Origin of the sequence: Rosettibacter primus (assembly GCF_036860675.1) — a bacterium.
In the GTDB taxonomy this organism is placed as follows: Bacteria; Bacteroidota; Ignavibacteria; order Ignavibacteriales; family Melioribacteraceae; genus Rosettibacter; species Rosettibacter primus.
On record NZ_JAYKGK010000017.1, the window covers coordinates 1 to 26,750 of the forward strand.

Here is a 26,750-nt window from a genome sequence, read left to right on the forward strand (position 1 = left end):
GTAATTAATTTTGAATTGAATTTTGAGAAATGCTTTTGTGACCCCAACGGGAATCGAACCCGTATTTTCACCTTGAAAGAGTGATGTCCTAACCGTTAGACGATGGGGCCTAAAATTTTGTGGGTGAGCAATGGGACTTGAACCCATGACCTTCTGGGCCACAACCAGATGCTCTAACCAAACTGAGCTATGCTCACCATACAAACTTTTTATATCGGTTAATTTACAACCCGAAAAACTTTGTACGCCAGAGTGGACTCGAACCACTAACCCTCAGCTTAGAAGGCTGATGCTCTATCCTATTGAGCTACTGGCGCTTAATTAAAACTTAATATGATGAGCTAGTAGTTCTGAAAACACTAAGTAAAGAACATAAAGTTGTCGGGGAGACAGGATTCGAACCTGCGACTTCTTGGTCCCAAACCAAGCGCTCTAGCCGGGCTGAGCTACTCCCCGCCACTCAAAATGTCAAATTGGTAAACTGCTAAATTAAAATACCTAGTCCATAACAATTTGGCTTTCAAAAATATATCTTTGAATCAGAAATGTCAATTTGATGCTTAGAATTATTTTATTGTGTTTCTATTTTAATAAACTAACTGCACAATAATCATACAATACGGGAATATAAAACTTAATATTTCTATTTTTGCCATTAACAAATAAAATACTTTATGCCAATAACTTTCTTTTTATCAAGCAGGTATATAAAATCAAAAAAAGATTCTCGATTTATTTCAACAATTTCGACAATTACCATAATCGGAATTTCTATTGGAGTTTGTGTTGTTATTATTGCATTAACTGTGCTCGATGGATTTCAAAAAATTGTTACAGAAAAAATTATCAATCTTAATTATCATATAAAAATATCTTCATTCGGAAAAAGAAATTTGCCTGATAATCCTGAAATTCTTAATCTAATTAAAAATCAATTCCCTGAGGATATTGAAAAAATTGACCCATTTGTATCAAAACTTGCTATTATAAAATCCAAAAGATTATCCGAGGGAATAACTATAACAGGGTTAAAAAAAGAATCTTTTAACATAATTTTGAAAAAATATATAATTGAAGGTAAAATCAATTTCATTGAGAATAAGGATAAAATTATTCTTGGGAAAAAATTAGCAGAAAAACTTTTTGTAAAAGTTGGCGATAAAATTACACTTTTTTCACTACGACATGACCAAATACCTTCTTTAGATAACCCGCCAGCCATCATGCAATTCCAAGTTGACGGAATTTTTGAAAGTGGAATGGCTGATTATGATGATTTAACTGCATACATAAACTTTCAAAGTGCGCAAGAATTATTCGGTATGGAAAATGAAATTTCGGGATATAATATTAAGCTGAAAAATATTTCGAACATTAATTCCATTGCCGATAAACTTCAGGATTTTCTTGGTTATCCCTACTATGTTCAAACTGTTTTTAATATTCATCAAAATATTTTTACATGGCTTGAACTTCAAAAAGAGCCAATACCAATTATTCTTGGATTAATAATTTTTGTTGCTACTTTTAACATAGTAGGAACATTATTGATGATTGTACTTGAAAGAACAAATGAAATTGGGATTCTTCGTTCACTTGGAGCAAGCAGAAAATTGATTGTAAAAGTTTTTCTTATTCATGGTATTTATTTAACTGTCTCGGGATTATTCCTTGGTAACATGCTTGCTTTAATAATGAGTTTAATTCAAGAAAAATTTGATATTATTTCTCTTCCAGAAAAAATTTATTTTGTAACAAAAGTGCCTCTTTTCATTACGATTGATAATTACTTAATTGTTTCTTTAATTACACTCGCAGTATCATTCATAGCATCGCTTATTCCTGCTTTTGTTGCATCACGTATTCAACCCATTTCAGCAATTAGATTTGATTAAAAATGATAGAACTATTTATTGCAAAAAGATATTTTAGAACTAAACACAAATTAAATTTAATAACAATAATTTCTTTTCTATCAACTGCTGGAATTGCAATTGGTGTAGCCGCACTTATAATTGTTCTTTCAGTTTTTAATGGTTTTAGTTCTCTTGTTACTTCAATCTTAATCAGCTTTGACCCTCATATTCGTATATCGATTACTGATGAAAATGCTTTTTCAAAAATTAATGAATTAGAATCTGCTATAAGAAAAATTCATGATGTTAAAACATATTATCCTTTTGCAGAAGGAAAATCACTTCTAATTAATAAAAAAAGCTATGAGATTGTGACTCTAAAAGGAATCCCACCATCATTGAAAAATGAGAATTGGGGAATTCCAACCAAAATCATCAGCGGTAAATTTGACATAGAAAATACTGATAATACCAGCAAAATTATTTTAAGTTTGCCATTAGCACTTCGACTTTCAGCAAGAATTGGAGATGTAATTTATGTTACATCTGCATACAATATTGAAAGAACTATTACTTCATTAGCACTTCCTTCTACAAGGAAATTTGTAGTTACAGGAATTTTCGAAACCAACAATCGCGATTATGATATTTCTTATGCATTTACTTCTTTAGAATCAGCACAAAAATTATTTGGCTTAAAAAATAATTTCACTGGTTATGAATTACGTTTGGAAAAAATTGAGAAATCAGAAAAAGTTAAAAAGGATTTGCAAAAAATTCTTAATACAAATTTATTTTCTGTCAACACATGGTATGACCTTCATAAAGATTTGTACAGTGTTATGACAGTTGAAAGATGGTCAGCTTATATTTTATTAAGTTTAATTATTGCCGTTGCAACATTCAATATTTTTGCTTCATTAACAATGACGGTTCTTGAAAAGAAAAAAGATATTGGAGTTTTACGTACTATGGGATTAGAAAAAAAATCAATTCTGAAAATTTTTATGTTAGAAGGATTACTCGTAGGAATTATTGGAACTATTATAGGATTAGCTACAGGATTGATTATCTGTTATCTCCAAATAAAATATAATTTTTATCCTTTAGACCCAACAAAATATATAATTAATGCAATGCCGGTAAAAATTGAAGTAACAGATATAATTGCTGTAGGATTAATGGCAATGTTTCTTTCATTTATTGCTTCACTCTACCCGGCTAAAAGAGCTGCAAACACAATAATTATTGATTCAATAAAATATGAATGACATGAATAATTATATAATTGAAGCCAAAGACATAAAAAAATCTTTTTACAAAACAAAAGAAAAAAAATTAGAAATATTAAAAGGTATTTCTCTGAATGTTGAAGCAGGAAAAATTACTTTGATTGTAGGAGCATCTGGGGCGGGAAAAAGTACTTTCCTTCATATTCTTGGTGGACTTGACCTCCCCGACAGTGGTGAAGTAATAATTAAAAACACAAACATTTTCAAACTTGATGATGATAAATTATCTTCATTCAGAAATAAAAATATTGGATTTGTTTTTCAGTTCCATCATCTTCTTCCAGAATTTGATGCATTAGAAAATGTTGCTATACCAATTATGATTAACGGAATTTCACTTAAGCAAGCTGTAAAAAAAGCAGAAGAACTACTTGATATAGTTGGATTAAAAGAAAGGATTCACCATAAACCTTCAGAACTTTCAGGCGGTGAACAGCAAAGAGTTGCAATTGCAAGAGCACTTGCAAACGAACCATCAATCATTCTTGCTGATGAACCAACAGGAAATCTTGATTCACAGAATAGTGAAGTTGTTAATAATCTTTTTATTGAACTTAATAAAAAATTTGGAATCACTTTTTTAATTGTTACACACAATCCTTCTTTAATTAATTTGGGCGACTATGTTTATGAAATGAAAGATGGATTAATTTTCAATGCAGAATAACTAAAAAGTAAGAATAAATCATAAAGTTCTTGTAAGGAGAGTTTAACAAATTTATAGACCAAAGAATTTTTTAATTTTATCTGCAATTATTTTAATTCTTGATTTTACCTGAATTTCTGACTGTGAAATTTTATCAACATTAATTGACTGTCTTTCAGCAATAACTTTCCCGAATTCTTCCACAAGATTAGTTCTATTATGAATTACAGGTGATATTATATCTTTGTTAATTTCAAATATCAAACATTTTGTTTTAGCTTTAATAGTTGCGGAACGAGGTTCACCTGTAAATAATGACATCTCACCAAAAAAATCACCGGCTTTCAAGTTTCCCACATGAACGTCTATTCCTTCTTTATTTTTAACAAAAACATTTAATAATCCCTCAACAAGTATAAACATTGAGTCGCCTTCTTCTCCTTCATTAATAACAACTTCATTTTTATCAAAACCTTTAACTAAAATATTAGAAGCAATGCTGTTAAGTTCATCCTCATTAAGAAATTTTAATAGCTCAATGTTCTGAAGAATTTTTTTACGGTCTTCAATTAAATTGATATCATAAAATTTTCGTTGATAGTTTCCTATATAAACATCATTTTTCTTATATGCAGGATAAATTCCAGCATAACTTAAGTTTTCAAGAGAAGCGTTTAGAACAATATCATTAAATTCATCCGGACTTATTTCTTTCCATGGTTTTAACCAATAAATTAATTCATATACAATTCCTAATTCATTTACATTATTAATTAAAACTTGCGGTTCGGGCGCATCCGAGAGATTTTTTTCGTAATAAATATTTTCGAGTGTGGATAATAAAATTCTTTTTACATTTTTTACTGGAATTGAATGGTCAAGGCATATCTTTGTGCTGAATTTAGAATATTCATTTAGTGATGTATGATTTTCAATCAAAACATCCGATAAAATATTCATAGATATAAAAACACGATTATTATTTTCATTCTTAATTACAACTGAACCACGAGTTATATTTTCTACCATCCCTGTAATCAAATTATTTCCATTTTTACTCTTAATAGTAATCCAATCACCAACATTAAAAGGTCTAACTCTTGCGAAAGCTTCTCGTGGAAATAGTGATAGAACTTTTGGTCTAACAGCCATTTGCACAAGAAATAGTAGAATTAAAATAGTAATCCAGAAGAAATCAAAATTTATCCAGAAAGAATTCTTCAATATTACAGCTGTAGCAATAGTGTAGATTAGAGATGATACAAGTTCTCTGCTCCATTCAAATGAAATTTTTCGTGTTGATAGTTTGAATATTTTTTCCCAGAAGAAATAATTGATTATATAATTCAACAGATAAGCCGAAGAATACCAGAAGAGAATATTAACTAAAATCATAAAAACATAATCAGTAGGATACTCTTTGTAATTGCTCACGGTTACATAAAAAACATTTGTAAAGTTTAAGAACCCAGTAAATACAAAAATCAATAATGCTATTATTATCTGAGACTTTTTATTGTAATTCATAAATAATTTTTCTCCTGGTATTTATCGTGCTTTAACTATACTTTAATTATCCAAGCTGAATGAAATAAAAATCATGATAACAACCTGCATCATAAATTTCTGCTCATCAAAGTTAAAAATCAAATCATTCCTGCATAATGAATTGCATTAAATAATAATTTGAAAGTACCAAATGTCCAGTGGCGATTTTGGACTTTGAAACCCATCAAAATAACATGGCCATTTTTTTGTTTTACATCAACAATCGCAGCTTTATTAAATAAATAATCTTCTCCAATTAGAAATCCGGATTTCAATAAATTTTTGTCAGGAAACCGAACAACAATACTTCTATCATATTTCCCAAAAGGTATTGTGGTGGCAAAAGCAATATTATCACTTACGTATGCTATAGATTCTTGTTCCATTCCATAACCAATTGGATTTGTATTATCTACTTTAATTCTTAATAACGAACCTGGACAGAAAAATTCATTGCTTTTAAGATTCTTGAGAACGTTCGTAACTCTTAATCCTAGATCTTCAATGGCAAAGTTGCATGCCTCGCCAAGTGTAATTAAATAACCTCCATCCTTTTCGATAAAATTTTTCAAATTTTCCAGTCCAACTTTCCCAATCCCACTATCATACTCTGCTGGTTTTGGTCTATAAAATCTTGCTGCATCACCACTTGGTTTACCATTTTTAATAATATCTGCACTCATGTCGGGAATAATAATCACATCACATTTTTGCTTTAGTTTTTTATCCTTGAAATCTTTGTTATGAAGTGTAATGAAATTAAATTCGTAATTTTCCAATAATAATCTTGTCCAGCCTTCATCCATGTTCGCAGTCCACGGCTGATATAAACCAACTGTAATTTTTCTTATTTCTTTTAATTTTTCTTTATGAATATCATCTACAACATCAATTTGAAGATGCAATTCTGAAGCTGCTTTTTTAATTATTTGTTTTGATTTACTGTTTACTTCAATTACTACAGAACCCTGATTATATGTTTTACCATTATTAACAAGTTTTTCAGTATTCCAGTAAACTGGAATTCCATTTTTTTGCAGACGATTTATTAAAGCAGAATTTACATTCAATCCAGAAGGAGCAATAAAATATTTTCCATTATCTTCGCTAACAAATCCATTTTGATATAATGGCTCGTTAATTTTTACAGAATTAATTTCAAAGGGTTTATCAATTTGATAGAATTTTACACCCATTAAATAAGGTAAAGTCCAGCCAGCAACATCATAAGGAGTTAGAGGAGGTTCGTTTTTAGATTTTCGAAGGTCAGGATAATTTTGTTCTTCAAATAAATCTTTAACATATCTGCCATTTGGTTGAGCTAAATAAATTATATAGCTATTTGCGGGATAAATTACATTATCAATCTGAAATTCTTTGTCGATAAAATTAACTTCCACACCACCAAGTTGAAGTATTTCAATCATCTTTGAAGTAGTAACCGGGTCATTTTGTTGACGGGGAATTATATAAGCAAATGGTTTTTCAGTTTTTCCTTTTTGAATTGCTTCTTTAGCCATATTATAAAAATTAAGCAATAATTCTTCTTTATAATCCGAAGAAATTTTTAATAAAGCTTCTGTAAGAGCTAATTCATAATTGACAATATCATGTAGACGCCACCAGCCGCCACGCCATGGATTTGGATAATTAGTTCTTATATCATAAGTAGTAATTTCATTTGTAGCTTTAATCTCAGAAGGGTCAATATAAATTGGGCTTGCAATATTACAACTAGCCATTTCAGAAAGCAGAGCAATTTGATTATGCCAAAGTCCACAATCACTTGCTGGACCTTCCCACCATGCTTCAAATAATGCTTGATTGATAATTCCATTGTATCCAAGTTTATCAAGATGTAATGCTGTTAAACTTCCTATCACTCCCTGCCATCTCCATATCAATGGATTTACATTTGGATTAATCGGGTCTTTATATGGAACTAAAAATAATCTTGCACCATTGCTGCCCATTTGATGTTCATCAAGCCATATTTGTGGAATCCATTCATGATATGCAACTTTAATTACATTTCTTGTTTCTGACAGATTAAACATAAACCAATCTCGATTATTATCATGACCTGCATATACATGATAAAGCCATGGCATTGGAGCTCCATCAAATTCTGTATTTAAATTTTTGTAATACCAATCAACTACCATTGAAGTACCATCGGGATTAATAGATGGCATTAAAATAAAAATGACATTATTTAGTGCATCAATAATTTCTTGACTGGATTTATTTGTAAGTAAATTATAAGCCAGTTCCATCGACATCTGTGAAGACGCAATCTCTGTTGAATGAATATTGCAAGTAACAAGAACTATTATTTTACCTTCTTTTGCCAATAATTTTGCTTCATCATCAGAAATTTTTCTTGGGTCTGAAAGTTTTTTTATTATCTCACGAAATCTATCTACATTTTTAATATTTTCTTCTGAACTTATTACAGCCATAAACATATCTCTGCCGAGTGAAGTCTTTCCAATTTCTTTATAAATTATTTTGTTTGAAAATTGTGCAAGATGTTTGAAATAACTATGAATGGTTTCATAGTTAGCAATCTTATAATCAGTTCCAACTTTAAATCCAAGAAATTCTTCAGGTGATTTAATTTGTTGTGAATATAGAATTGTTATAAAAGAAAAAATTAATAGGATAATTCTCGTAATCATTTTTTCTCCAAAGTATTATTTGCTGATTGGAAATTATAAAATAGAATAACAAATAAACACAAAAATTTTTCTTGTTAGATGTAAAAAAATTTAAGGGGAAAATCTGTAAAGAAGTTTTTTAAATCAGACTCAATAACAAACTTTCGTCAAATATTAACTAAAAAAATACATTAAAAAATTTTAAGTATAGTAAGAAGTTTCATTTAGAAAACGGAACAATTGATAATTTTTACGAATAACTAAATCAGTTACTCTGCATAATACATATTTCAAAAAAGTATTTTACTTTAATAGTATCATTCGTTTTGTATCTGAAAACATGCCTGCTTCAATTCTATAGAAATATACTCCACTCGATAAATTAGATGCATTGAAATTAACAGTATAAATTCCTGGATTTTGGACTTCATCTATAAGTGATGCAACCTTTCTTCCCAATAAATCATAAACAATTAACCTTACATGTTCAGATTTAGCAATTGAATATCTAATTGTTGTCGACGGATTAAAAGGATTTGGAAAATTTTGTTCTAAGACAAATTGCAATGGGATTTGTTCATTGTAAACAACAGAAGTTACAACATTGCTTGGCACAGCTAAGTAATCAACATACATCCATCCCCATGACATTTCCATTTGAATTGTATTTTGGCCTTCGATGAGGTTAATATTAATTTTTTTCTCCTGCCACACTTTTATTGGACCATCAAACATTATTTCACCAATACGAACTCCATTTACATTTATGAATTGTCCTTTTGGAGTATCATAAAACAAATTATATCCGAAAGCAATTTCATATGTACCTGCACCTGCGTAATTTGTAAATGTCCACGTAATAGTTGTTCCGGGTGCATTAGTAGGAACATCTACAAAATAACCGCCACTTGCGTTAGGGTCACTTTTTATTGATAATGCCGACCCTGTCCGCTTAGCTCTTTCAGCTTCTAATCTTACAAATTGTGGAGTACCAACTTTTATTTGAACTCTATTCGATGTTCTTTTATGACCTTGATTATCCGTTGCAACTGCAGTTAGAATATACATTCCAGACTTAACATTTGACCATGTAATAGAATAAGGTTCAGCTGTAGCTTCTCCGATTTTAAGAGTATCGTTAACAAAAAATTCAACAAGAACAACAAAGCCATCATTATCAGAAGCAGTAGCATCAATTTTAATAGATGCGTTTTCGGGGAATTCAGCATTGCTGACAGGATTTGTAATAGAAACAGTAGGCCAATCTCCTCCAATACCATTAACATCTACAGCAGTTTTGAAATTATCCCACATAAATTTTAGACTTGACAAAATATCTTCAACTTTCGTAACAGCATTGTCTGTCCATGACCATGCAAGTGCACCTGCATAACCATTATTATACAGAGATACATAAAGATATTCTTTTGGGATATCAAATGTATTCTTCAAGTGAAATTCAGCAACAACAAGAGGTTTATCCAGTGCCCATAAAGTTGCAGGTCTATGAAAAGGTGAATAAGTTTTACCTGCCCAGTCATAATAATGAACAGTATAAAAATCTAATATTCCATCTTTATCACCGCCTGCAGCTATCAATCGTTCATTTGAATAATAATTATAATTTTGTACGCTTGTAACTTTTTGAAAATGCCGTATAATTTCATCTGCAGTAAGATAAAAACCATATTTTTTGAAGAACCGATTTTCCATGTCCATCTTTTCCTGCTCAGTCATCTGAGCAAATTCAACACTTGTTTTAGCAAGCGGAGGCGGTGTTACATCTGTTAATGCAATAATATGCCAAGTACCATTTGTAACTTTAGCAGTTGGGTCAGTTCTATGAATCGCACCTGCACATAAATTTATAAATCTTTGAATTGCTGACATTGGAACATGTTTTATTTCACTCCAGCCAAATTCATTACTCATTCCTTCGGGTTCATTAAAAATTTCCCAGGCTATAATTGCTGGATGACCTTTTAATGAATCAACCATTGGAATCAAACTATTGTTAATATATGCTCGTGTATAATTTGTATCAGTTAATAATTTCATATTCCGGTTTAATACAACTGGATTTTTGTTAGCCCTTAGCATATCAAAAGACCATAGTGTTAAAATAACACCAACTTCTCGTTCCCAGGCAAGGTCAAGAACCTTTTTCATATCAGATATTGAAGTTTTACCGGGACCAACAACAAAGCCGGAGTCATTGAATTGAGGAGTAGCAGTTCCATCTGTATGAAGCCACCATCGAACAGCATTACCCCCATTATCATGAATTGAAAGAAAAATATCTGCAAAAGAATTTAAATCTGTTTTGCCTACTCCAATATCCTGTGCAAAGCTTAACCAGGCTAAATTTGTCCCGCTTAAAAATAAATCCTGATTATTATACTTTATTCTACTATTCTGTGAAAATAAAATACTTGAAAAGGAAATAGAAAAAATGGCAATTAATTTCAAAAACTTCATTTTCACTCCCCAAAGTTATTTTAGCAAAGAGACATATTAAACAATTAAAATGCCAGAAAAAAGTTTAATATGAATAAAATGATAAAGGGAGTAATTTTTGAAAACCTTATTAATATGATAAAAAATTATTATAACGATAAATTTCTATATGTTCATCAAGTAATCAATCATAAATCTTACCCCAAAACCTGTATCATATTTTTTTGTGTAATTATTTGATTTATGTTTGATGGCTGGCCCTGCAATATCGATATGTGCCCAGGGAATTTTTTCATCAACAAAATGTTCAAGGAACTTACCTGCTGTAATTGCTCCGCCCCAGCGAGGACCTAAATTAGCAACATCTGCTATGTCACTTTTTATCATTGATTTATAATCGTTCCAGAAAGGCATACGCCATAATCTTTCATAAGTTTTATTTGATGATTTTAATAAATCTTCGGCGAGTTTATCATTTACTGTAAACAAACCCGCAGCAATTTCGCCAAGTGCAACAACACAAGCCCCAGTTAACGTAGCAAAGTCAATAATTTCATCTGGCTTTTGTTGAGATGCGAAATGAAGAGCATCAGCAAGTATAATTCTTCCTTCTGCATCAGTATCTTTAACTTCAATACTTTTACCAGATGAGCTTATTATTACATCACCCGGTTTATACGATTTACCACCAAGCATATTTTCAACAGCTGGAACAATTCCAATCAACTCTACAGGTAATCTTAAAAGTGCCGCTGCTTTTAAGATGCCAATTACAACTGCTCCTCCAGCCATATCAGCTTTCATTTCAACCATTCCGCTTGTTGGTTTGATAGATAAACCTCCAGAATCATATGTAACTCCTTTCCCAACCAATGCAATTTTTTTCTTCGATTTAACTTTTGGTTTGTAATTGCAAACAATCAAGCATGGCGGATTTTCACTTGCATTTCCAACTGCCAGTATTGCATTCATCTTTCTTTTTTCTAATTCTCTTTTATCAAAAATTTTAACATTAATCCCTGAGCTTTGCAGTTCGGCTTTTGTCCTTAAGGCAAATTCCATTGGTGTTAAATTAATTGCGGGTTCATTTACTAAATCTCTCACAAAATAAACAGCCGACATAATTTTTTCAGTAAAGTCAATAACTTTGTTCAACAATTTTGTATCAGTATAATGTATTTTAACATCGAGATTTTCTTTCTGCTTTTTATCTGATTTATATTTTTCAAAAGTGTAATTTCCTAATGCAATCCCTTCAATCATGGATTGAATTAGATATGAAATATCATCAAAATAATCTTTGAAATGTTCAAAAACCGGTGTAATAATATGAATAGTATTTAATTTTTTGTTATGCAAAGATTGAATTAAACCAGCAAAATAATTTCTGAAGTAGTCCTGATTGAATTCCTTATCTAATTTCACTTTTTTAATAAAGATGGCAGAAGGTTCACCTTCATTGCTGTAATAAATTATCTCATCATTTTTTTTATCAAGAAAATTTTTCCTTTGAAGATTTCCTAATTTTAATCCAAGTGAATCAAAAAAATGTTTAAGTTGATTTTCAAGTTTATCACTATCGATAAAAAATTTAATGAGTGCTGAATTTTCTTCAAAAGTAATTGAATCATTTTCTGCCTTAAACTTTAGATTAAATAACATCTCTTACTCCTTTAGATAATTTTTAGCTTTTTCAATTACCTTAGATTTGATATCATCAAGTTTAACATTGTATAATCTTGTGCCAGAAGCATTGATATGACCACCGCCGCCAAATTCTTCTGCAAGTTTATTTACTGGAATATCTCCCTTTGACCTGTAACTTATTTTTACTCCATCATTCAATTCATAAAACAAAATTCCAATAACAACTCCTTTAATTGAAAGACAATATGAAACAAATCCATCTAAATCATCTTCTGTTGTGTTGTATTCTAATTGGTCTTTCTGAGTTACTGTCATATAAGCAATTTTTCCAGTGGAATCTAATTCCATTGAGCTTAGTGCTTTTCCCAATAATTTAATTCTATTGAAGTTAAACTGGTTATAAACTTTTTCGTATACTTCGGTTGGGTTAACTCCTGCATCAAGAAGTTCAGCGGCAATTTTATGAATCTTCGATGATGTGCGTTCATATCGAAATGAGCCTGTATCAGTCATTATTGCAGCATAAAGTTGATATGCAATTTTATAATCAATACTTACTATAGATGTTTCTTTTATAAAATCATAAATGATTTCTCCAGTTGCAGAATATTCTGTATTTCCAAAAATATAATCAAAAGAATTTTCCGGGTCTTGATGATGGTCAATACAGATTTTAATTCCTTTGAAGTTATTAACAAGCTCTTCGAGTTTAACTACTCTATTTACTCGATTTAAATCAACAAAAATTAGAACTTCAGTTTCATCAAATAATTTTTGATGAACATCAGCATCAAATTTTTGAATAATTTTTTTTTCATCAAGAAATTCAAGATTGTAAGGAGTTGCACTATGATTAATTACATAAGCCTTCTTATTAAATTTTTCTAAAATAAAATAGAGTGCTAATTCCGAACCAATTGCATCAGCATCAGGATTTACATGAGTTGTAAGAATAAATGAATTATTTTTCTCAATAATATTTTTTAAAATGTTGAATTTATTCATAGAATAACTCGGAAATAATTAAACAAAAATAATAAAATTAAAAAGGCGAAGTATGAGCTTCGCCTTAAATGAAATAAATAATTTTCTCAATTATAATTAAGCAACTTCCCAGAGATTATTTGAAAACATTAGTTTCTCGTAGGTGCCCTGTCCTTTTTTGGATTTTACTTCTTCTATTTGCTTCATATAATCGCCATCAAAAGTAGGCTTATTGAATTGACGGAAAACACCAATAGGAGTAGGCATGCCTGGAATATCAATAAATCTTGATAAAATAAAGCCACGCGTCGGATTTTCATCAAATTCATCATGAACCCAGCAATCATTAATTGAGTGAACACCATCATTCAAATTAATTACAACAGGATTTAATCCGTCAAGTTTAATCCCTTTGTCTTTATTAGTTCCAAATACAAGTGGTTTGTTATGTTCAAGATACAGAACATTCTCTGTTTTCAAGTTTTTATCTGTAAGATGTGAGAAAGCGCCATCATTAAAAATCACACAATTTTGATAGACTTCAATAAAAGCAAGTCCATTATGTTTTGATGCTCTCAATAGCATTTCCTGCATATGTTTTGTTTCTGTATCAATTGTTCTTGCAATAAAAGTAGCACCGGCTGCATCAGCAAGTTTAATTGCATTAAACGGAAAATCTACTGTACCATATGGTGATGATTTAGTAATTTTGCCTTTTTCTGATGTTGGAGAATATTGACCTTTTGTCAATCCATAAATTTTATTATTGAATAGAACAATTTTTATGTTAACATTCTTTCTGCAGGCATGAATAAAATGATTACCACCGATACTAAGCATATCACCATCGCCAGTAGCAACCCATACTTGCAATTTTGGATTAGCAAGTTTTACACCAGTTGCAATTGCAGCTGCTCTTCCGTGTATTCCATGAAATCCATATGTATTCATGTAGTATGGAAATCTGCTTGAACAGCCTATGCCCGAAACCCATACAATATTTTCTTTTCTTTCACCAAAGTTAGGCGATGTTCTTTGAACCTGTGCAAGAATTGAATAATCGCCACAGCCTGGACACCACTTTACATCTTCGCCAGATGAAAAATCTTTTGCAGTATATTTTATTTCTGTGTTTAGTTCATCTATTTTAGTTTCCATTGTTTCCTCCCAAGACATCAATAATCTTATTTTCAATTTCAGATACTTTAAATGGTCTTCCTTGTATTTTGTTTAACTGAATAACATCAAGTAGAAATTTACTTCTTATTAAGAACGCTAAATGACCCATATTAAGTTCAGGAATTAAAATTTTATTAAATCTTTTCAAAACATCTTCTAAATTTTTAGGGAATGGATTAATATAACTCAAATGAGCCTGCGATACATTATAGCCATTTGATTTAACATTTTCTATTGCTTCATGAATAGCTCCATAAGTACTGCCCCAGCTTAATACGAGCAATTCACCTTCTTGATTGCCTTCAACTTCTAAATCTGGTATAACTTTTTGAACATTATCAATTTTTTGTTTTCTAATTTTAACCATTTCTTCATGATTAATTGGATCATAACTTACATTACCATAAATATTTTTCTTTTCAAGTCCGCCGATTCTATGTTCCAATCCAGGTGTTCCTGGAATTGCCCACGGACGAACTAAATTTTCATCTCTCAAATAAGGATAAAAGCCATCTGGATTAGTTCTGAAATTAACTTTTATTTCTGGTAATTCTTCGAATTTTGGAATTCTAAGAGGTTCTGAACCAAAAGCTAAATATCCATCAGTCAATAAAATAACCGGAGTCATAAATTCTATTGCAATTTTAGAAGCTTCAATTGCCTTAAAGAAACAATCTGCAGGACTTTTTGCTGCTAATATAACGAGAGGAGCTTCACCATGTCTACCAAACATTGCTTGAAGCAAATCTGCCTGTTCAGTTTTTGTAGGCATTCCAGTGCTTGGTCCACTTCTTTGAACATCGACAATAACAAGTGGAAGTTCGGTCATTACGGCTAATCCCATAGCTTCTGTTTTAAGTGATAAGCCTGGACCTGAAGTTGTAGTTATTGCAAGTGAACCTGCAAAAGCTGCTCCAATAGCAGCAGAAATTCCTGATATCTCATCTTCTGCCTGAAATGTTACAACATCATATTCTTTATACTTACTTAATTCCTGCAAAATTTCTGATGCAGGTGTAATCGGATAAGAACCAAGAAAAAGTTTTAATCCACTTCTAAGAGAAGCTGCAACAAAACCAAGTGCAGTAGCTTCATCACCTGAAATATTTCTATAAATTCCTTTGGGAAGGTTAGCTGCTTTTACTTCGTACCTTGTTGTGAATATTTCTGTTGTATCACCATAATTATATCCAGCCTGGAGTGCTCGTTTATTTGCTTCAAGAATTTCAGGTTTATTTTTAAATTTTGTTTCAAGCCACTTCATTGTAATTTCAAGCGGCCGATTAAACATCCAGTACATCAATCCTAATGCAAAAAAGTTTTTACATCTTTCTTTCTCTTTTGTAGATATATTTATATCTTCAAGAACTGACATTGTCAATTGAGTTAATGGAACTGGAATAACATTATAGCCGGATAATGTTCCATCTTCAAGTGGATTTGATTCATAATTTGCAAGTCTTAAGTTTTTTGCATCAAATGCATTTGAATTAACAATGATAGTTGCATTTGGTTTTAGATCCTTAAGATTAACTTTTAGTGCAGCAGGATTCATTGCAACAAGAACATCCGGTGTATCTCCAGGAGTTTGAATATCCTTGCTACTAAAATGAAGTTGAAATCCACTAACTCCAGATAACGAACCAGCAGGGGCACGAATTTCTGCAGGAAAATCTGGAAGTGTACTTAAATCATTACCGACTATTGCAGTCGTATCGGTAAATTGAGAGCCGGTAAGCTGCATTCCATCACCGGAATCACCAGCAAACCTTACTGTTACATCTTCTACTATTTGAATTATTTTTGCCATACTCTACTCATAAAATAAATTAATTTTTCTTTTTATCTGCTTAAAAATAGATAAATAAATAACAAAATTAAATGCACTAAAATCATCTCACATTTTGAAGTTTTTTAAGAAATTCTTCTGCATTAACAAAACCTGTAAGTCTTTCCACTTCATTTCCCTTAGAATCAACAATTAAAATTGTTGGCATACCTACAATATTAAATTTATTCCTTATTTTTTCTGTTTCTTCAGATAATGTTTGAGTCATATCAACTTTAAATGCTGTGAAATTCTTTAACTCTTCAATTACTCTTCTATCAGAAAATGTTAGGGCATCTAATTCCTTACAGGGAATACACCAATCTGCATAAAAATCAATCACAATTTTTTGATTATTAGAAATTGCATTTTGAAAATCACTTTCTGAAAACTTTTTCCAGTCAGGCGCAGATTTTTCTGAAGGAATAATTGAATAAACAGAAAATACAATTACTATCAGTGAAAAAATTATTTTAAAAAATTTGAACGGCAAAACTTTATTACCCATTCTATCAATGAACAATAAATAGAAAGCTGCAATTATTCCAAAAACCGGGAGAAAATAAATGTTAATATTTTTTGGGAAGAGTGGACTTATAAAATAAATAGCCATACCAAGAAGCAGAAAACCAAATATATGTTTAACGCCTTCCATCCAATCACCTGCACGCGGTAATTTTTTAATCTTTCCAGAAAATAATGCAAGAAATAAATAAGGTAAACCAAGTCCAAGAGCAAGAACAAAGAACATTAAAAATCCATAATAAGGATCTCCTTTTGCAGCAACATATGTAACCAACCCTAAAACAAAAGGACCAATACACGGAGCTGCAACAATACCCATAGTCAAACCCATAAAAAATGCACCAAATAAACCAGCCTTTGCACCACCAGCTTTCATTACCCATGAATCTGGCAACTTAAATTCATAAACTCCAAACTGGCTTAATGATAAAATTACAAACAGCAGTGAGATAGCAATAATCACAAAAGGATTTTGAAGAAGCGTTCCAAAAACTGCTCCACTTAATGAAGTTACTACACCTATTATTGAATAAGTAATTGCCATCCCCATAATATAAAGCAAGCCAAGTAAGAAAAGTTTGTTTGTTCTGCCTTCACTTTGTCCTCCAAAATATCCGACTGTAATTGGGATTAACGGATAAACACATGGAGTTAAATTAAGTGCCAATCCTCCAATAAAAATAAATAACAAGCTTAAAAGTAAACCTTTTGATTCGAGTAATGAAGCAATAGAATTTTCACCAGATTCATTATTACTTATTTCTTCAAATTTTATTTCTCGAAAAATTTTCTGATTGACTTCATTAATCTTTATTGATGCATCAACTACATTAATTGTAACTGTATCAATTACTTTAGATGGAGGCATACAACTTTCATTATTGCAGGCTTGATATTTAAGCTGAACAGGAACTTTGTAAGTTCCAAGAGGAATATTTGCGTCAATTCGGAGTAACCCGGCAATTAAAATTTCTCCATCAAAAACAGAAACAGGTTTTTCTGAAAAACTAAACTTTAGCTCCTTTGCTTCTGGAAAAATTATTTTTGCAAAAGGAAACCTGCTATCAAGAGAAATTAATTGTGTTGGAATAAGATAATCTTCATTAGGTTTATCAGAATTAATATGCCATGTATCTTTAATTTTTACTTTAACAGCAAATTTATAATTAGAATTCTGATGAGCAACATCCTGGCCATTAATCAATTCTAATTTTACAAGATCATTTGAATTAAATTGAGGATAATTAATTCCTGAGATAAGAATTAAAACAAGTAATATTTTTTTTAGCATAATTTTTCCCTTTCTAAAATCCTTAACATTTCTGATTAAAAACTTTATTTTCTCCAGCCTTGAACAATTGGATATCTTCTTCCATAACCAAAAGCTTTTGTGGAAATTCTTAAAACAGGGGCTGATTGTTTTCTTTTAAATTCATTGATGTCCACCATTCTTAAGACTTTCTTAACTACATCATAATCACCAATTGCTTTAGAAATTTCATTTAGCTCTTTTTGTTCTTCGAGGTACATTTTTAATATTTTATCAAGTAAATCATAAGGAGGAAGTGTATCCTGATCTTTTTGATTAGGTCTTAATTCAGCTGAAGGAGCTTTTTGAATAATTTCTTTCGGAATAATTTCCTCATTTCGATTAATGTAATCCACAATTTGATAAACCTGAGTTTTGTAAACATCTCCAATAACAGCTAAAGCTCCACACATATCACCATATAAAGTTGCATAACCTGTTGCCATTTCAGATTTATTGCCTGTCGTGCATAAAAGATAACCATGTTTATTAGATAAAGCCATTAAATACAAACCTCGAATTCTTGATTGAATATTTTCTTCTGTAATATCTTCGGCTTTACCTTTGAAAGCATCTTTTAGCATTTCTATAGTTTTATCAAATACAGGTTGAATAGAAATTTTATCTGATGAGATGCTCAAATTACGAATTAGTTTCTCTGAATCTTTAATACTTCCCTCAGTTGAATATTTTGAAGGCATCATTACGACATGAACATTTTCTTTACCTAATGCTTTTACAGCAATATATGTAACCAATGCCGAATCAATTCCACCGCTTAACCCAACCAATGCTTTTTTAAAACCTGTCTTTGCTGCATAATCTCTCAATCCTAATATCAATGCATTTAATGCCTCTTCTTCAAATGATGATTCTACTTCGTTAATTTCGTTATAATTTTTTTTGGTGTCGAAGATAATATAATCTTCTTCAAAAGCTTTTCCAATCAAACACAATTGACCATCGGAATTAAAACACATACTTGCACCGTCGAATATTAATTCCGTTTGAGCACCAACACAACAAACATAAACTAATGGAAGCTTATCCGTCCTGGTTAGTACACTCAACATATTGTATTTTTCTTTTCGTTTACCGTAAGCATAGGGACTTGCAGAAATATTTATTAAAAGAGTTGCTCCAAGTTCTACTTGCTTTTGAACCGGGTCAACTGGATAACGGCGTTTTTTCCAGTAATCTGCATCATTCCATATATCTTCACAAATTGAAATGCCAAGTTTTTCATTTTTAAATTCATGAATACGAACTTCTTTTGCAGGTTCAAAATATCTTACTTCATCAAATACATCATAATTAGGAATTAATGTTTTACTTTGAGCAAATTGAATTTTCCCGTTATAACAAAGAACAGCAGAATTGTAAACTCCAGTTCCAACTAATTCTTCATAGTCCTCTGTTATTGTTCCAAAAATTAATCCGGTATTTGTAGTTAAGCTTGCAATTTCTTCTGTTGCATTTTTTACTGCATCTCGAAATTCTTTTTTCTCTACAAGGTCCAGTGGAGGATAACCACAAATAAATAATTCAGGGAATACAACTAAATCTGCTCCATCATTAATTCCTTTTTTATAACCATCTAATATTTTTTCTGTATTTCCTTTTAGATCCCCAATTATGGGATTATATTGACAAATTGCTATTTTCATAAAAATAATTTTTTTATTAAAAGAAAATTAGTAAGTATAGTTCTTAATTCAAACCTTTTAAGAAATTAACCGTCTCAATAATCGAACAAATTTCTGCAGGAGGTTTTATGCAAAAGAAACTTTATCGTTCGAGGAAATTTCGAGTACTCGGCGGAGTTGCAGGTGGTTTAGCAGAGTATTTTGGATTAGACCCAATTCTGATGAGAGTAATTTTTGTTTTATTCACATTAATCAATGGAATTGGAGTATTACTTTATATCATATTCTGGATAATTATTCCGGAAGAACCATTTGAAGTTGCATACAATTTTGATAAAGAAACTCCTAAAGATTCAGCAGATGAGAATATTGATTCACAAAAGACAGTAATAGAACATAAAAGAAATGGCAGCGGACGTGTGATTTTAGGTGGCATACTTATAATAATTGGTTTGTTATTATTAGCTGAAAGATTCATCCCTGCTTTTTGTTTTGAAGATATTATACCATTAACTCTTGTAATTATTGGAATATTTTTAATTTGGAATTCGGTTAGTAAATAAAGAGGTGTGAAATGAAAAGTAAACAATTCTCGTGGGGTTTCTTTTTAGTTACATTGGGTGCATTATTTTTATTAACCAAATATAATTTTATTAGTTCGGATTTTTCTTTTGTTTGGGATATATGGCCACTCATTTTTATTATCTGGGGTGCAATGGTAATTTTCAAAAATTCATTTATCAGACCAATACTAAGTGCATTAATAGGGATTTATTTAGCAGTAATGATTTATGGAATAATTGCAAATATCTTTTCAAATTTTGATTGGTCCACTCATGATGAGAATGAGTTAAAAGAAACTTACTTTGAAGAATATGACAGCACAATCAAATATGCTGAATTAAATTTTAAATCTGGAGCAGGGTTTTTTGAAATCGCTGACCCAACTGACAAATTAATACTTGGAGAAGGTTATGGCAACTGGGCAGATTATGAATTAAACTCAACAAAAAGTGATAGTGTATGTTATATTGATTTCAATCTGGAAAAAAATACATTCAATTTTCCTAATTCAAAAATTAAAAACAAATTAAAAATACACCTCAATGAAATTCCTGAATGGGATTTATCTTTTGATTTAGGTGCAGCAAAAGCTAAATTCGATTTAACAAGTTATAAAATAAAAAATGTAAGATTAAAAACTGGGGCTTCAAATGTGATATTGAAATTAGGAGATAAATCAGATTTTACAGATGTTGATATTGAGATGGGTGCTGCAAAAATCAAGATTTATATTCCAGAAACATCGGGCTGCAAATTAGAAGGCGACATGGTTTTAATGTCCCGTGATTTAGATGGTTTGAAAAAAGTTGATTCAAACCTTTTTGAAACTCCTGATTATGAAAGTGCAAACAAAAAAATTTCGATAAAAATCAACGGAGGTGTGTCATCATTTAAAATTGTTCGATATTAATTTCTTTGGTTGCCAGAAATGTTTTTTCATATTAACATATTTATTTTCATCGAACTCAATTCCTTCAGCTCGTAAGAGTTCTTCCATTAAAAATGGGTCGCCAAAATGCATTCTTCCAGTTAATGCTCCAGATTTATTAACAACACGATGACATGGTAAATTACTATTCTTTGCATTATTCAAAGCCCAGCCAACTGTTCTTGCAGCAGATTTAATTCCACATGCTTCTGCAATGCACCATAAGTAGTTACCTTTCCTTTGGGAATCTTTGATACGATTTTATATACTTTATCGAAGAAATCTTTTTTATCAATTTTTTTCTTTTTGAACATTTTGCAATTCCCACATTTTCATGTATGTCATCATGTTTGTAATCATATGAACAAGAGATACCATCAATCCATAAATTCCATCTTTATATCCTTTTCGAGAAATGAAATGATTTAAGAAAGCTGCAGAAGGATGAATTACTAAATCATATGGCTTTACTTTTTTATCATTAACTTTTTCTTCAGCTTGAAGCGAGGAATACTCATTTATTTTTTTAAAAGTTTCTTTTAGATTCTGGTGAGTGTAATGGATTATATCACTTTTCAAATAATTCTTTTTACCTGTAACTTCAAAACCCTCATGAATTTTTCTAACATTTACCTTTGCAAAATCTTTTCTAATTAATCTCAGTTGATAATCTGGATACCAAAAACATGATTTAATAACTTTATCGAGGAAATAATTTCTTCTTGGAATGTAATAACCATTAAACCCATCATCATGAATTAGAATTTTTTCTATTTCATTTTTTAATTCATCAGAAACTCGTTCATCTGCATCAAGACTTAACACCCACTCATTACTTGCTTGCTGCAATGAAAAAATTCTTTGAGATGAATATCCTTCCCACTTTCTTATAAAAATTTTATCAGTATAATTCTTTGCAATCTCAATTGTTGAATCATTGCTTTCAGAATCAACGAGAATAATTTCATCTGCCCATTTTACACTTTCAAGACAATCCCTTATATTTTTCTCTTCATTATAAGTTATAATTGTAACTGAAATTTTTTTTCTTGGAGAACTCAATAACTTATTCTCCAATAATTTTAATAATTACACGCTTTCTTCTTTGTCCATCAAATTCAGCATAATAAACCTGTTGCCATGGACCAAAATCGAGTTTTCCATCTGTAACAGGAATTATAACTTCGTGATGAATAAGTAAACTCTTCAGATGTGCATCTCCATTATCTTCTCCTGTTCGGTGATGCCTATAGTGTGGATTATAAGGTGCAATTTTTTCGAGCCATTCATCAATATCCTGAATTAAACCACTTTCTGCATCATTAACATAAACTCCAGCAGTAATATGCATAGCAGATACAAGGACCATTCCTTCTTTGATTCCGCTTTTCTTTAATGCTTTCTCGACTTCACCTGTAATATTTATATACTCTCTTCTTTTTGCTGTATTAAACCAGAGATATTCAGTATAGCTTTTCATAAAAACCCTTTATTTATTGATGTGAAAATTCTTCTGTTACTTTAGCAAGTCGCTCTGCAAGACTGTAAATAATTTTATGTGATATATCTGGATATTGTTTTATTATATCTTCAATTTGGCCTTCAACTTCGAGAAGTTCAACATCAGTCATGGCAAGAATTGAAGCGGTACGTGGTTTTTTTAATATCAAACTCATTTCGCCAAGTATTGTGCCTTCTTTTTCAAACTCACTAATTTTAACTCCATTCTTGAATATTCCTGCTTTGCCATCGACAAGGATAAAAAGTTTATTTGCTTTTTCTCCTTCGTTGGCAATAATTTCTCCTTTCATATATTTTTTTAGTCTTGCCATAAATAATTCCTTTTAATTCTGAGAAAATTTTAAAAGGTATTCTCTAATAAAATTATTTATATCGCCATCCATAACAGCCTGTGTATCAGAAGTCTCGTAGCCAGTTCTGTGGTCTTTAACCATGTTATAAGGGTGAAAAACATAAGAACGAATTTGACTTCCCCATTCAATTTTCATTTTATTTTTTTCATATTCACTTAATTCTGCTTGTTGTTTTTCTAATTCAAGCTGATAAAGTTTCGCTTTCAAAAGTTTCATTGCATTTGTTTTATTCTGAAGCTGCGACCTCTCTGTTTGACAGGTTGCAACAATTCCAGTTGGAATATGCGTAATTCTTACAGCAGTTTCAACTTTATTTACATTTTGACCGCCTTTACCACCAGAGCGAAAAGTATCAATTTTTAAATCTGCAGGATTAATCTCAATCTCAATAGTATCATCAACTTCAGGAATCACAAAAACAGATGCAAATGAAGTATGCCTTCTTTTATTTGCATCGAAAGGTGAAATTCTAACAAGTCTATGAACACCATTCTCAGCTTTTAAATATCCATAAGCAAATGGGCCTTCAACTTCTATTGTTGCACTTTTTATTCCTGCACCTTCTCCTTCTAGATAATCAATTAAAGTCATTTTATAACCATTTTGTTCACCCCAACGCAAATACATACGCATTAACATCTCAGCCCAATCCTGTGCTTCTGTTCCTCCTGCTCCTGAATGAATTGTAAGTATGCAATTTTTATCATCATCTTTTCCACTTAGCATGCTTTTAAGTTCTAATTCAGAATATGCTTTTTGAATTTGTTCAAGTTCTTTTTCAATTTCACTTTCAAGAGATTCATCATTTTCCGATTGAGCAAGTTCAATAAATTCTCTCAAATGTTTCTCTTTTTTATCTAATTCATTCCAGGCATCAACCCACAGTTGAAGAGATTTTGACTTCTGCAAGAGTGCTTGAGCATTTTTCTGATCATTCCAGAAATCAGGAGCTTCTGATTTTTTTTGTATTTCTGAAATTTGCTTTACTTTATCATCTAATTTAAAGATAACCTCTTAAATTTTTTATTTTCTCTTCCAGCTCATTTAATTTTCTTAACTGCTCTTCGAACATTTTTACTCCTTTGATTTATTTTTTCTTATTAAGATTAGTAGAATTAGTTATGGAAACAATTTCAGGAATTATTAAAAATTTCAGTATCAAATTTACATTTTATTTTGATACGGTGCGTTGATAAAATTTTTGACTAAGTAAGGCTCTTTAAAATAATATCCGGAGTGTAAAGTAAATCATTTTCATTTGAAATCTGAATCCACTTTATTCTATTATCTTTCCTGAACCATGTCAATTGTCTTTTAGCAAATCTTCTTGTGTTTCTTTTAATCAATTGAACTGCTTTATCAAGTGTAATTTCATTTTCTAAAAACGATATGATTTCTTTATATCCAACTGTATTGAGAGAGTTCAAGCTTTTCGGAAATCCCATAGATAATATATTTCTTACTTCTTCTATCAAACCATTTTCAATCATTGAATCAACTCTTTCTTCAATTCTCCTGTATAAAACTTCTCTTTCCCACATAAGACCAAATTGACAGAACTGATAATCAGCTTCTCTCTTGTGTAATTGATGAAATTCCCAAATTGGTTTACCAGTTAAATGATAAACTTCAAGAGCTCTCATAACTCTTTTCCAATTTTGTGGAAGCATTTTTGAAGCACTTACTGGGTCAACTTTTTTTAATTCATTATAAAGAAATTCATTTCCATAAATTTCTCTTTTTACTCTGAGTTGCTGACGATATTCTTCATCTACAGAAACTTCATTAATAATTCCATCTACAAGTGCTTTAACATAAAGGCCAGAACCGCCTGCAACAATTGGAATTTTATTTTCTGTTGATAACCTATCTATAATTTTTAATGCATCACCTTCAAATCGACTAACATTGTAATCTTCATTTGGAGATAATACATCAATAAAGTGATGTTTAATTTTACTTAATTCATTTTCTGTAGGTTTTGCAGTTCCAATTGATAAATATTTATAAATTTGACGACTATCAGCCGAGATTATTTCAGTATTTAATCTTTCAGCAAGATTAAGTGCAACTTGAGATTTACCAGAACAGGTTGGTCCAACAATTACAATTACTTTGCGTTCCATCCTTCTTTGCCAACTAAAGGGACAAATGCAAAATAAGGTATTTCATTTACACTAAATTCTTCATCTGAAATTTTAGTAAGAATTTTGAGAACCTGAGTCTGGCGGTCGCCTACAGGGATTACTAATCTTCCCCCAACAGCCAACTGTTTTTTTAATGCTTTTGGAATTGACGGACTACCTGCAGTTACAATAATTCCGTTATATGGAGAAAATTCATCCCAGCCTATAGTACCGTCACTGCATCTTGCTGCAATTTTCAGATTAAGTTCATCAAATATCTTTAATGCACGATTGTATAGTTCGTAATTTCTTTCAATAGTAAAAACTTTAGCTCCCATTTCATACAAAATTGCGGCCTGATAGCCAGAGCCTGTTCCAATTTCTAAAATTTTATCTCCTGGCTGAACTTTCAGAGCTTGAGTCATAATGGCTACAGTGTAAGGCTGAGAAATTGTTTGACCATAACCTATGGGCAAAGCAATATCTTTGTATGCATGATGCTGAACGGCTTCGGGAACAAAACGATGACGTTCTACTTTCTGCATTGCCTCGAGAACACGTTCATCAGTAATCCCTTTTTTTCGTAAGTTATTTACTAATTCTGTTCTTTCTGCTTCAAACATTTCAAAAATAAATTCTTAATTTTGATATGCTAAAATAAAACATAATCATTAAATATTTTGAGTTAATTTCATGACACTTGAAAGTATACTTAGCGCTGTAATTATAATGTGTATGCGCATTGCAGACGTAACACTTGGCACTTTCAGAACGATGCTGGTCGTTCAAGCAAAAAAATATCACGCAGCATTTGTAGGATTTTTTGAAGTGTTAATCTGGATATTGGCTATGAGTTATATAGTTCAACATTTAGACAATACAATAAATTTAATTGGTTATGCATTAGGATTTGCATTAGGTAATATACTTGGTGTTACACTTGAACAAAGAGTTGCAATTGGATTTTCACAGGTTAATATTGTATCACTTCATCATACAGATGATATTGCCAATAAATTAAGAATGTCAAATTTTGGAGTTACAATATTACCCGGAGAGGGCAGTACAGGAGGAGTATCAATTATAATAGTTATAATAAAAAGAAAACATCTTGAAGAAGTCTTAAAAATTGTTGAATCGATAGATAAACGCGCATTTATAACAGTTCAGCATTCGAGACCTTACAGGGGATATATGCATGGACCAAGGGTGTAAAAGAAAAAATAATTTCATTATTGCTAAGAATTGGTCATAGTATTATATTTACGCACAAAAATTATGGTTCTTTATAAATGATTATGCGGGAATAGCTCAGTTGGTAGAGCGCAACCTTGCCAAGGTTGATGTCGCGGGTTCGAGTCCCGTTTCCCGCTCTAAAAAATCCCGATTATATTCGGGATTTCTTTTTTAAACAGGTTTTCGACGGTGTAGCCAAGTGGTCTAAGGCGAGGGTCTGCAACCCGCCATTTTTGGCGGGCGAATCCGACCGCCGCCTCTTTGAAAAAATTTAGTATTTGGCGGTGTAGCCAAGTGGTCTAAGGCGAGGGTCTGCAACCCGCCATTTTTGGCGGGCGAATCCGACCGCCGCCTCTTTGAAAAAATTTAGTATTTGGCGGTGTAGCCAAGTGGTCTAAGGCGAGGGTCTGCAACCCGCCATTTTTGGCGGGCGAATCCGACCGCC

The 26,750-nt window shown here is 31.2% G+C and carries 21 protein-coding genes, 5 tRNA genes and 1 pseudogene; 7 read left to right on the forward strand and 20 right to left on the reverse strand.

The window, feature by feature from the left end; genetic code table 11:
* Positions 1 to 38: 38 nt before the first annotated feature.
* From VJY32_RS13935 to VJY32_RS13950, 4 genes are all read right to left on the reverse strand, one after another.
* Positions 39 to 110 (reverse strand) — tRNA-Glu (locus VJY32_RS13935).
* A 12-nt stretch (positions 111 to 122) separates the two neighbouring features.
* A tRNA-His gene (locus tag VJY32_RS13940) sits at positions 123 to 197 on the reverse strand.
* Positions 198 to 243: 46 nt separating this feature from the next.
* Positions 244 to 317, reverse strand: a tRNA-Arg gene (locus VJY32_RS13945).
* A 64-nt stretch (positions 318 to 381) separates the two neighbouring features.
* Positions 382 to 456, reverse strand: a tRNA-Pro gene (locus tag VJY32_RS13950).
* 218 nt (positions 457 to 674) lie between these two features.
* Here VJY32_RS13950 and VJY32_RS13955 point away from each other — a divergent pair.
* The 3 genes from VJY32_RS13955 to VJY32_RS13965 are packed head-to-tail and all read left to right on the forward strand — an operon-like array spanning position 675 to position 3,815.
* Positions 675 to 1,895, forward strand: coding sequence for an ABC transporter permease (locus VJY32_RS13955; RefSeq protein WP_353678545.1), 1,221 nt, complete (start codon positions 675 to 677; stop codon positions 1,893 to 1,895).
* 2 nt (positions 1,896 to 1,897) lie between these two features.
* A complete protein-coding gene (locus VJY32_RS13960; RefSeq protein WP_353678546.1) occupies positions 1,898 to 3,127 on the forward strand; it encodes an FtsX-like permease family protein in 1,230 nt (409 codons plus the stop codon).
* 1 nt (position 3,128) lies between these two features.
* Positions 3,129 to 3,815, forward strand: coding sequence for an ABC transporter ATP-binding protein (locus VJY32_RS13965; protein ID WP_353678547.1), 687 nt, complete (start codon positions 3,129 to 3,131; stop codon positions 3,813 to 3,815).
* Positions 3,816 to 3,866: 51 nt separating this feature from the next.
* Here VJY32_RS13965 and VJY32_RS13970 read toward each other — a convergent pair whose 3' ends face one another.
* From VJY32_RS13970 to VJY32_RS14010, 9 genes are all read right to left on the reverse strand, one after another.
* Positions 3,867 to 5,321: a cyclic nucleotide-binding domain-containing protein gene (locus tag VJY32_RS13970; protein ID WP_353678548.1), complete on the reverse strand. Its 1,455-nt coding sequence runs from the start codon at positions 5,319 to 5,321 to the stop codon at positions 3,867 to 3,869.
* Positions 5,322 to 5,440: 119 nt separating this feature from the next.
* Entirely contained in the window at positions 5,441 to 8,023 is a 2,583-nt protein-coding gene (locus VJY32_RS13975; protein ID WP_353678549.1) for a M14 family metallopeptidase, read from the reverse strand.
* A gap of 282 nt (positions 8,024 to 8,305) precedes the next feature.
* On the reverse strand, positions 8,306 to 10,480 hold the full coding sequence (locus VJY32_RS13980; RefSeq protein WP_353678550.1) for an Ig-like domain-containing protein: 2,175 nt from the start codon (positions 10,478 to 10,480) through the stop codon (positions 8,306 to 8,308).
* Positions 10,481 to 10,624: 144 nt separating this feature from the next.
* On the reverse strand, positions 10,625 to 12,121 hold the full coding sequence (locus VJY32_RS13985) for a leucyl aminopeptidase (RefSeq protein WP_353678551.1): 1,497 nt from the start codon (positions 12,119 to 12,121) through the stop codon (positions 10,625 to 10,627).
* Positions 12,122 to 12,124: 3 nt separating this feature from the next.
* Complete coding sequence (locus VJY32_RS13990; protein ID WP_353678552.1) at positions 12,125 to 13,111, reverse strand: DHH family phosphoesterase; 987 nt, start codon at positions 13,109 to 13,111, stop codon at positions 12,125 to 12,127.
* Between the two features lie 96 nt (positions 13,112 to 13,207).
* Positions 13,208 to 14,248, reverse strand: a complete 1,041-nt coding sequence (locus VJY32_RS13995; RefSeq protein WP_353678553.1) for a 2-oxoacid:ferredoxin oxidoreductase subunit beta — start codon at positions 14,246 to 14,248, stop codon at positions 13,208 to 13,210.
* Complete coding sequence (locus VJY32_RS14000; RefSeq protein ID WP_353678554.1) at positions 14,238 to 16,079, reverse strand: 2-oxoacid:acceptor oxidoreductase subunit alpha; 1,842 nt, start codon at positions 16,077 to 16,079, stop codon at positions 14,238 to 14,240. The genes VJY32_RS13995 and VJY32_RS14000 overlap by 11 nt, the downstream gene beginning before the upstream one ends.
* 82 nt (positions 16,080 to 16,161) lie before the next feature.
* Positions 16,162 to 17,913: a protein-disulfide reductase DsbD family protein gene (locus tag VJY32_RS14005; RefSeq protein ID WP_353678555.1), complete on the reverse strand. Its 1,752-nt coding sequence runs from the start codon at positions 17,911 to 17,913 to the stop codon at positions 16,162 to 16,164.
* A gap of 44 nt (positions 17,914 to 17,957) precedes the next feature.
* A complete protein-coding gene (locus VJY32_RS14010; RefSeq protein ID WP_353678556.1) occupies positions 17,958 to 19,598 on the reverse strand; it encodes an NAD+ synthase in 1,641 nt (546 codons plus the stop codon).
* Positions 19,599 to 19,705: 107 nt separating this feature from the next.
* Between VJY32_RS14010 and VJY32_RS14015 the strand changes: the two genes are divergently transcribed.
* Positions 19,706 to 20,140, forward strand: a complete 435-nt coding sequence (locus tag VJY32_RS14015; protein ID WP_353678557.1) for a PspC domain-containing protein — start codon at positions 19,706 to 19,708, stop codon at positions 20,138 to 20,140.
* A gap of 11 nt (positions 20,141 to 20,151) precedes the next feature.
* Positions 20,152 to 21,051, forward strand: a complete 900-nt coding sequence (locus VJY32_RS14020; protein WP_353678558.1) for a toast rack family protein — start codon at positions 20,152 to 20,154, stop codon at positions 21,049 to 21,051.
* On the opposite strand, the pseudogene VJY32_RS14025 reads toward VJY32_RS14020, so the two are convergent.
* The 7 genes and pseudogenes from VJY32_RS14025 to VJY32_RS14055 all read right to left on the reverse strand — a co-directional run bounded on the left by VJY32_RS14025 (position 21,028) and on the right by VJY32_RS14055 (position 25,692).
* Positions 21,028 to 21,383 (reverse strand): annotated as a pseudogene (locus VJY32_RS14025) (MGMT family protein). The gene VJY32_RS14020 and the pseudogene VJY32_RS14025 overlap by 24 nt on opposite strands.
* Positions 21,361 to 22,131: a glycosyltransferase family 2 protein gene (locus VJY32_RS14030; protein WP_353678559.1), complete on the reverse strand. Its 771-nt coding sequence runs from the start codon at positions 22,129 to 22,131 to the stop codon at positions 21,361 to 21,363. The pseudogene VJY32_RS14025 and the gene VJY32_RS14030 overlap by 23 nt, the downstream one beginning before the upstream one ends.
* A gap of 4 nt (positions 22,132 to 22,135) precedes the next feature.
* Entirely contained in the window at positions 22,136 to 22,549 is a 414-nt protein-coding gene (locus VJY32_RS14035) for a secondary thiamine-phosphate synthase enzyme YjbQ (RefSeq protein WP_353678560.1), read from the reverse strand.
* A gap of 13 nt (positions 22,550 to 22,562) precedes the next feature.
* On the reverse strand, positions 22,563 to 22,901 hold the full coding sequence (locus tag VJY32_RS14040) for a Crp/Fnr family transcriptional regulator (RefSeq protein WP_353678561.1): 339 nt from the start codon (positions 22,899 to 22,901) through the stop codon (positions 22,563 to 22,565).
* A gap of 12 nt (positions 22,902 to 22,913) precedes the next feature.
* A protein-coding gene (gene prfB, locus VJY32_RS14045; protein WP_353678562.1) for a peptide chain release factor 2 occupies positions 22,914 to 24,015 on the reverse strand; the annotation gives its coding sequence in 2 pieces (ribosomal slippage) (positions 22,914 to 23,945 and positions 23,947 to 24,015; 1,101 coding nt in all).
* A gap of 133 nt (positions 24,016 to 24,148) precedes the next feature.
* Positions 24,149 to 25,069 (reverse strand): tRNA (adenosine(37)-N6)-dimethylallyltransferase MiaA, encoded by a 921-nt coding sequence (gene miaA, locus VJY32_RS14050; RefSeq protein WP_353678563.1) that lies wholly within the window; start codon positions 25,067 to 25,069, stop codon positions 24,149 to 24,151.
* A complete protein-coding gene (locus VJY32_RS14055) occupies positions 25,054 to 25,692 on the reverse strand; it encodes a protein-L-isoaspartate(D-aspartate) O-methyltransferase (protein WP_353678564.1) in 639 nt (212 codons plus the stop codon). The genes miaA and VJY32_RS14055 overlap by 16 nt, the downstream gene beginning before the upstream one ends.
* Positions 25,693 to 25,762: 70 nt before the next feature.
* Here VJY32_RS14055 and VJY32_RS14060 point away from each other — a divergent pair, with 70 nt between their 5' ends.
* Both VJY32_RS14060 and VJY32_RS14065 read left to right on the forward strand, forming a co-directional pair.
* Positions 25,763 to 26,284, forward strand: a complete 522-nt coding sequence (locus VJY32_RS14060; protein WP_353678565.1) for a DUF2179 domain-containing protein — start codon at positions 25,763 to 25,765, stop codon at positions 26,282 to 26,284.
* Positions 26,285 to 26,369: 85 nt separating this feature from the next.
* Positions 26,370 to 26,442: transfer RNA gene (locus VJY32_RS14065), tRNA-Gly, on the forward strand.
* The last annotated feature ends 308 nt before the right edge of the window (positions 26,443 to 26,750 follow it).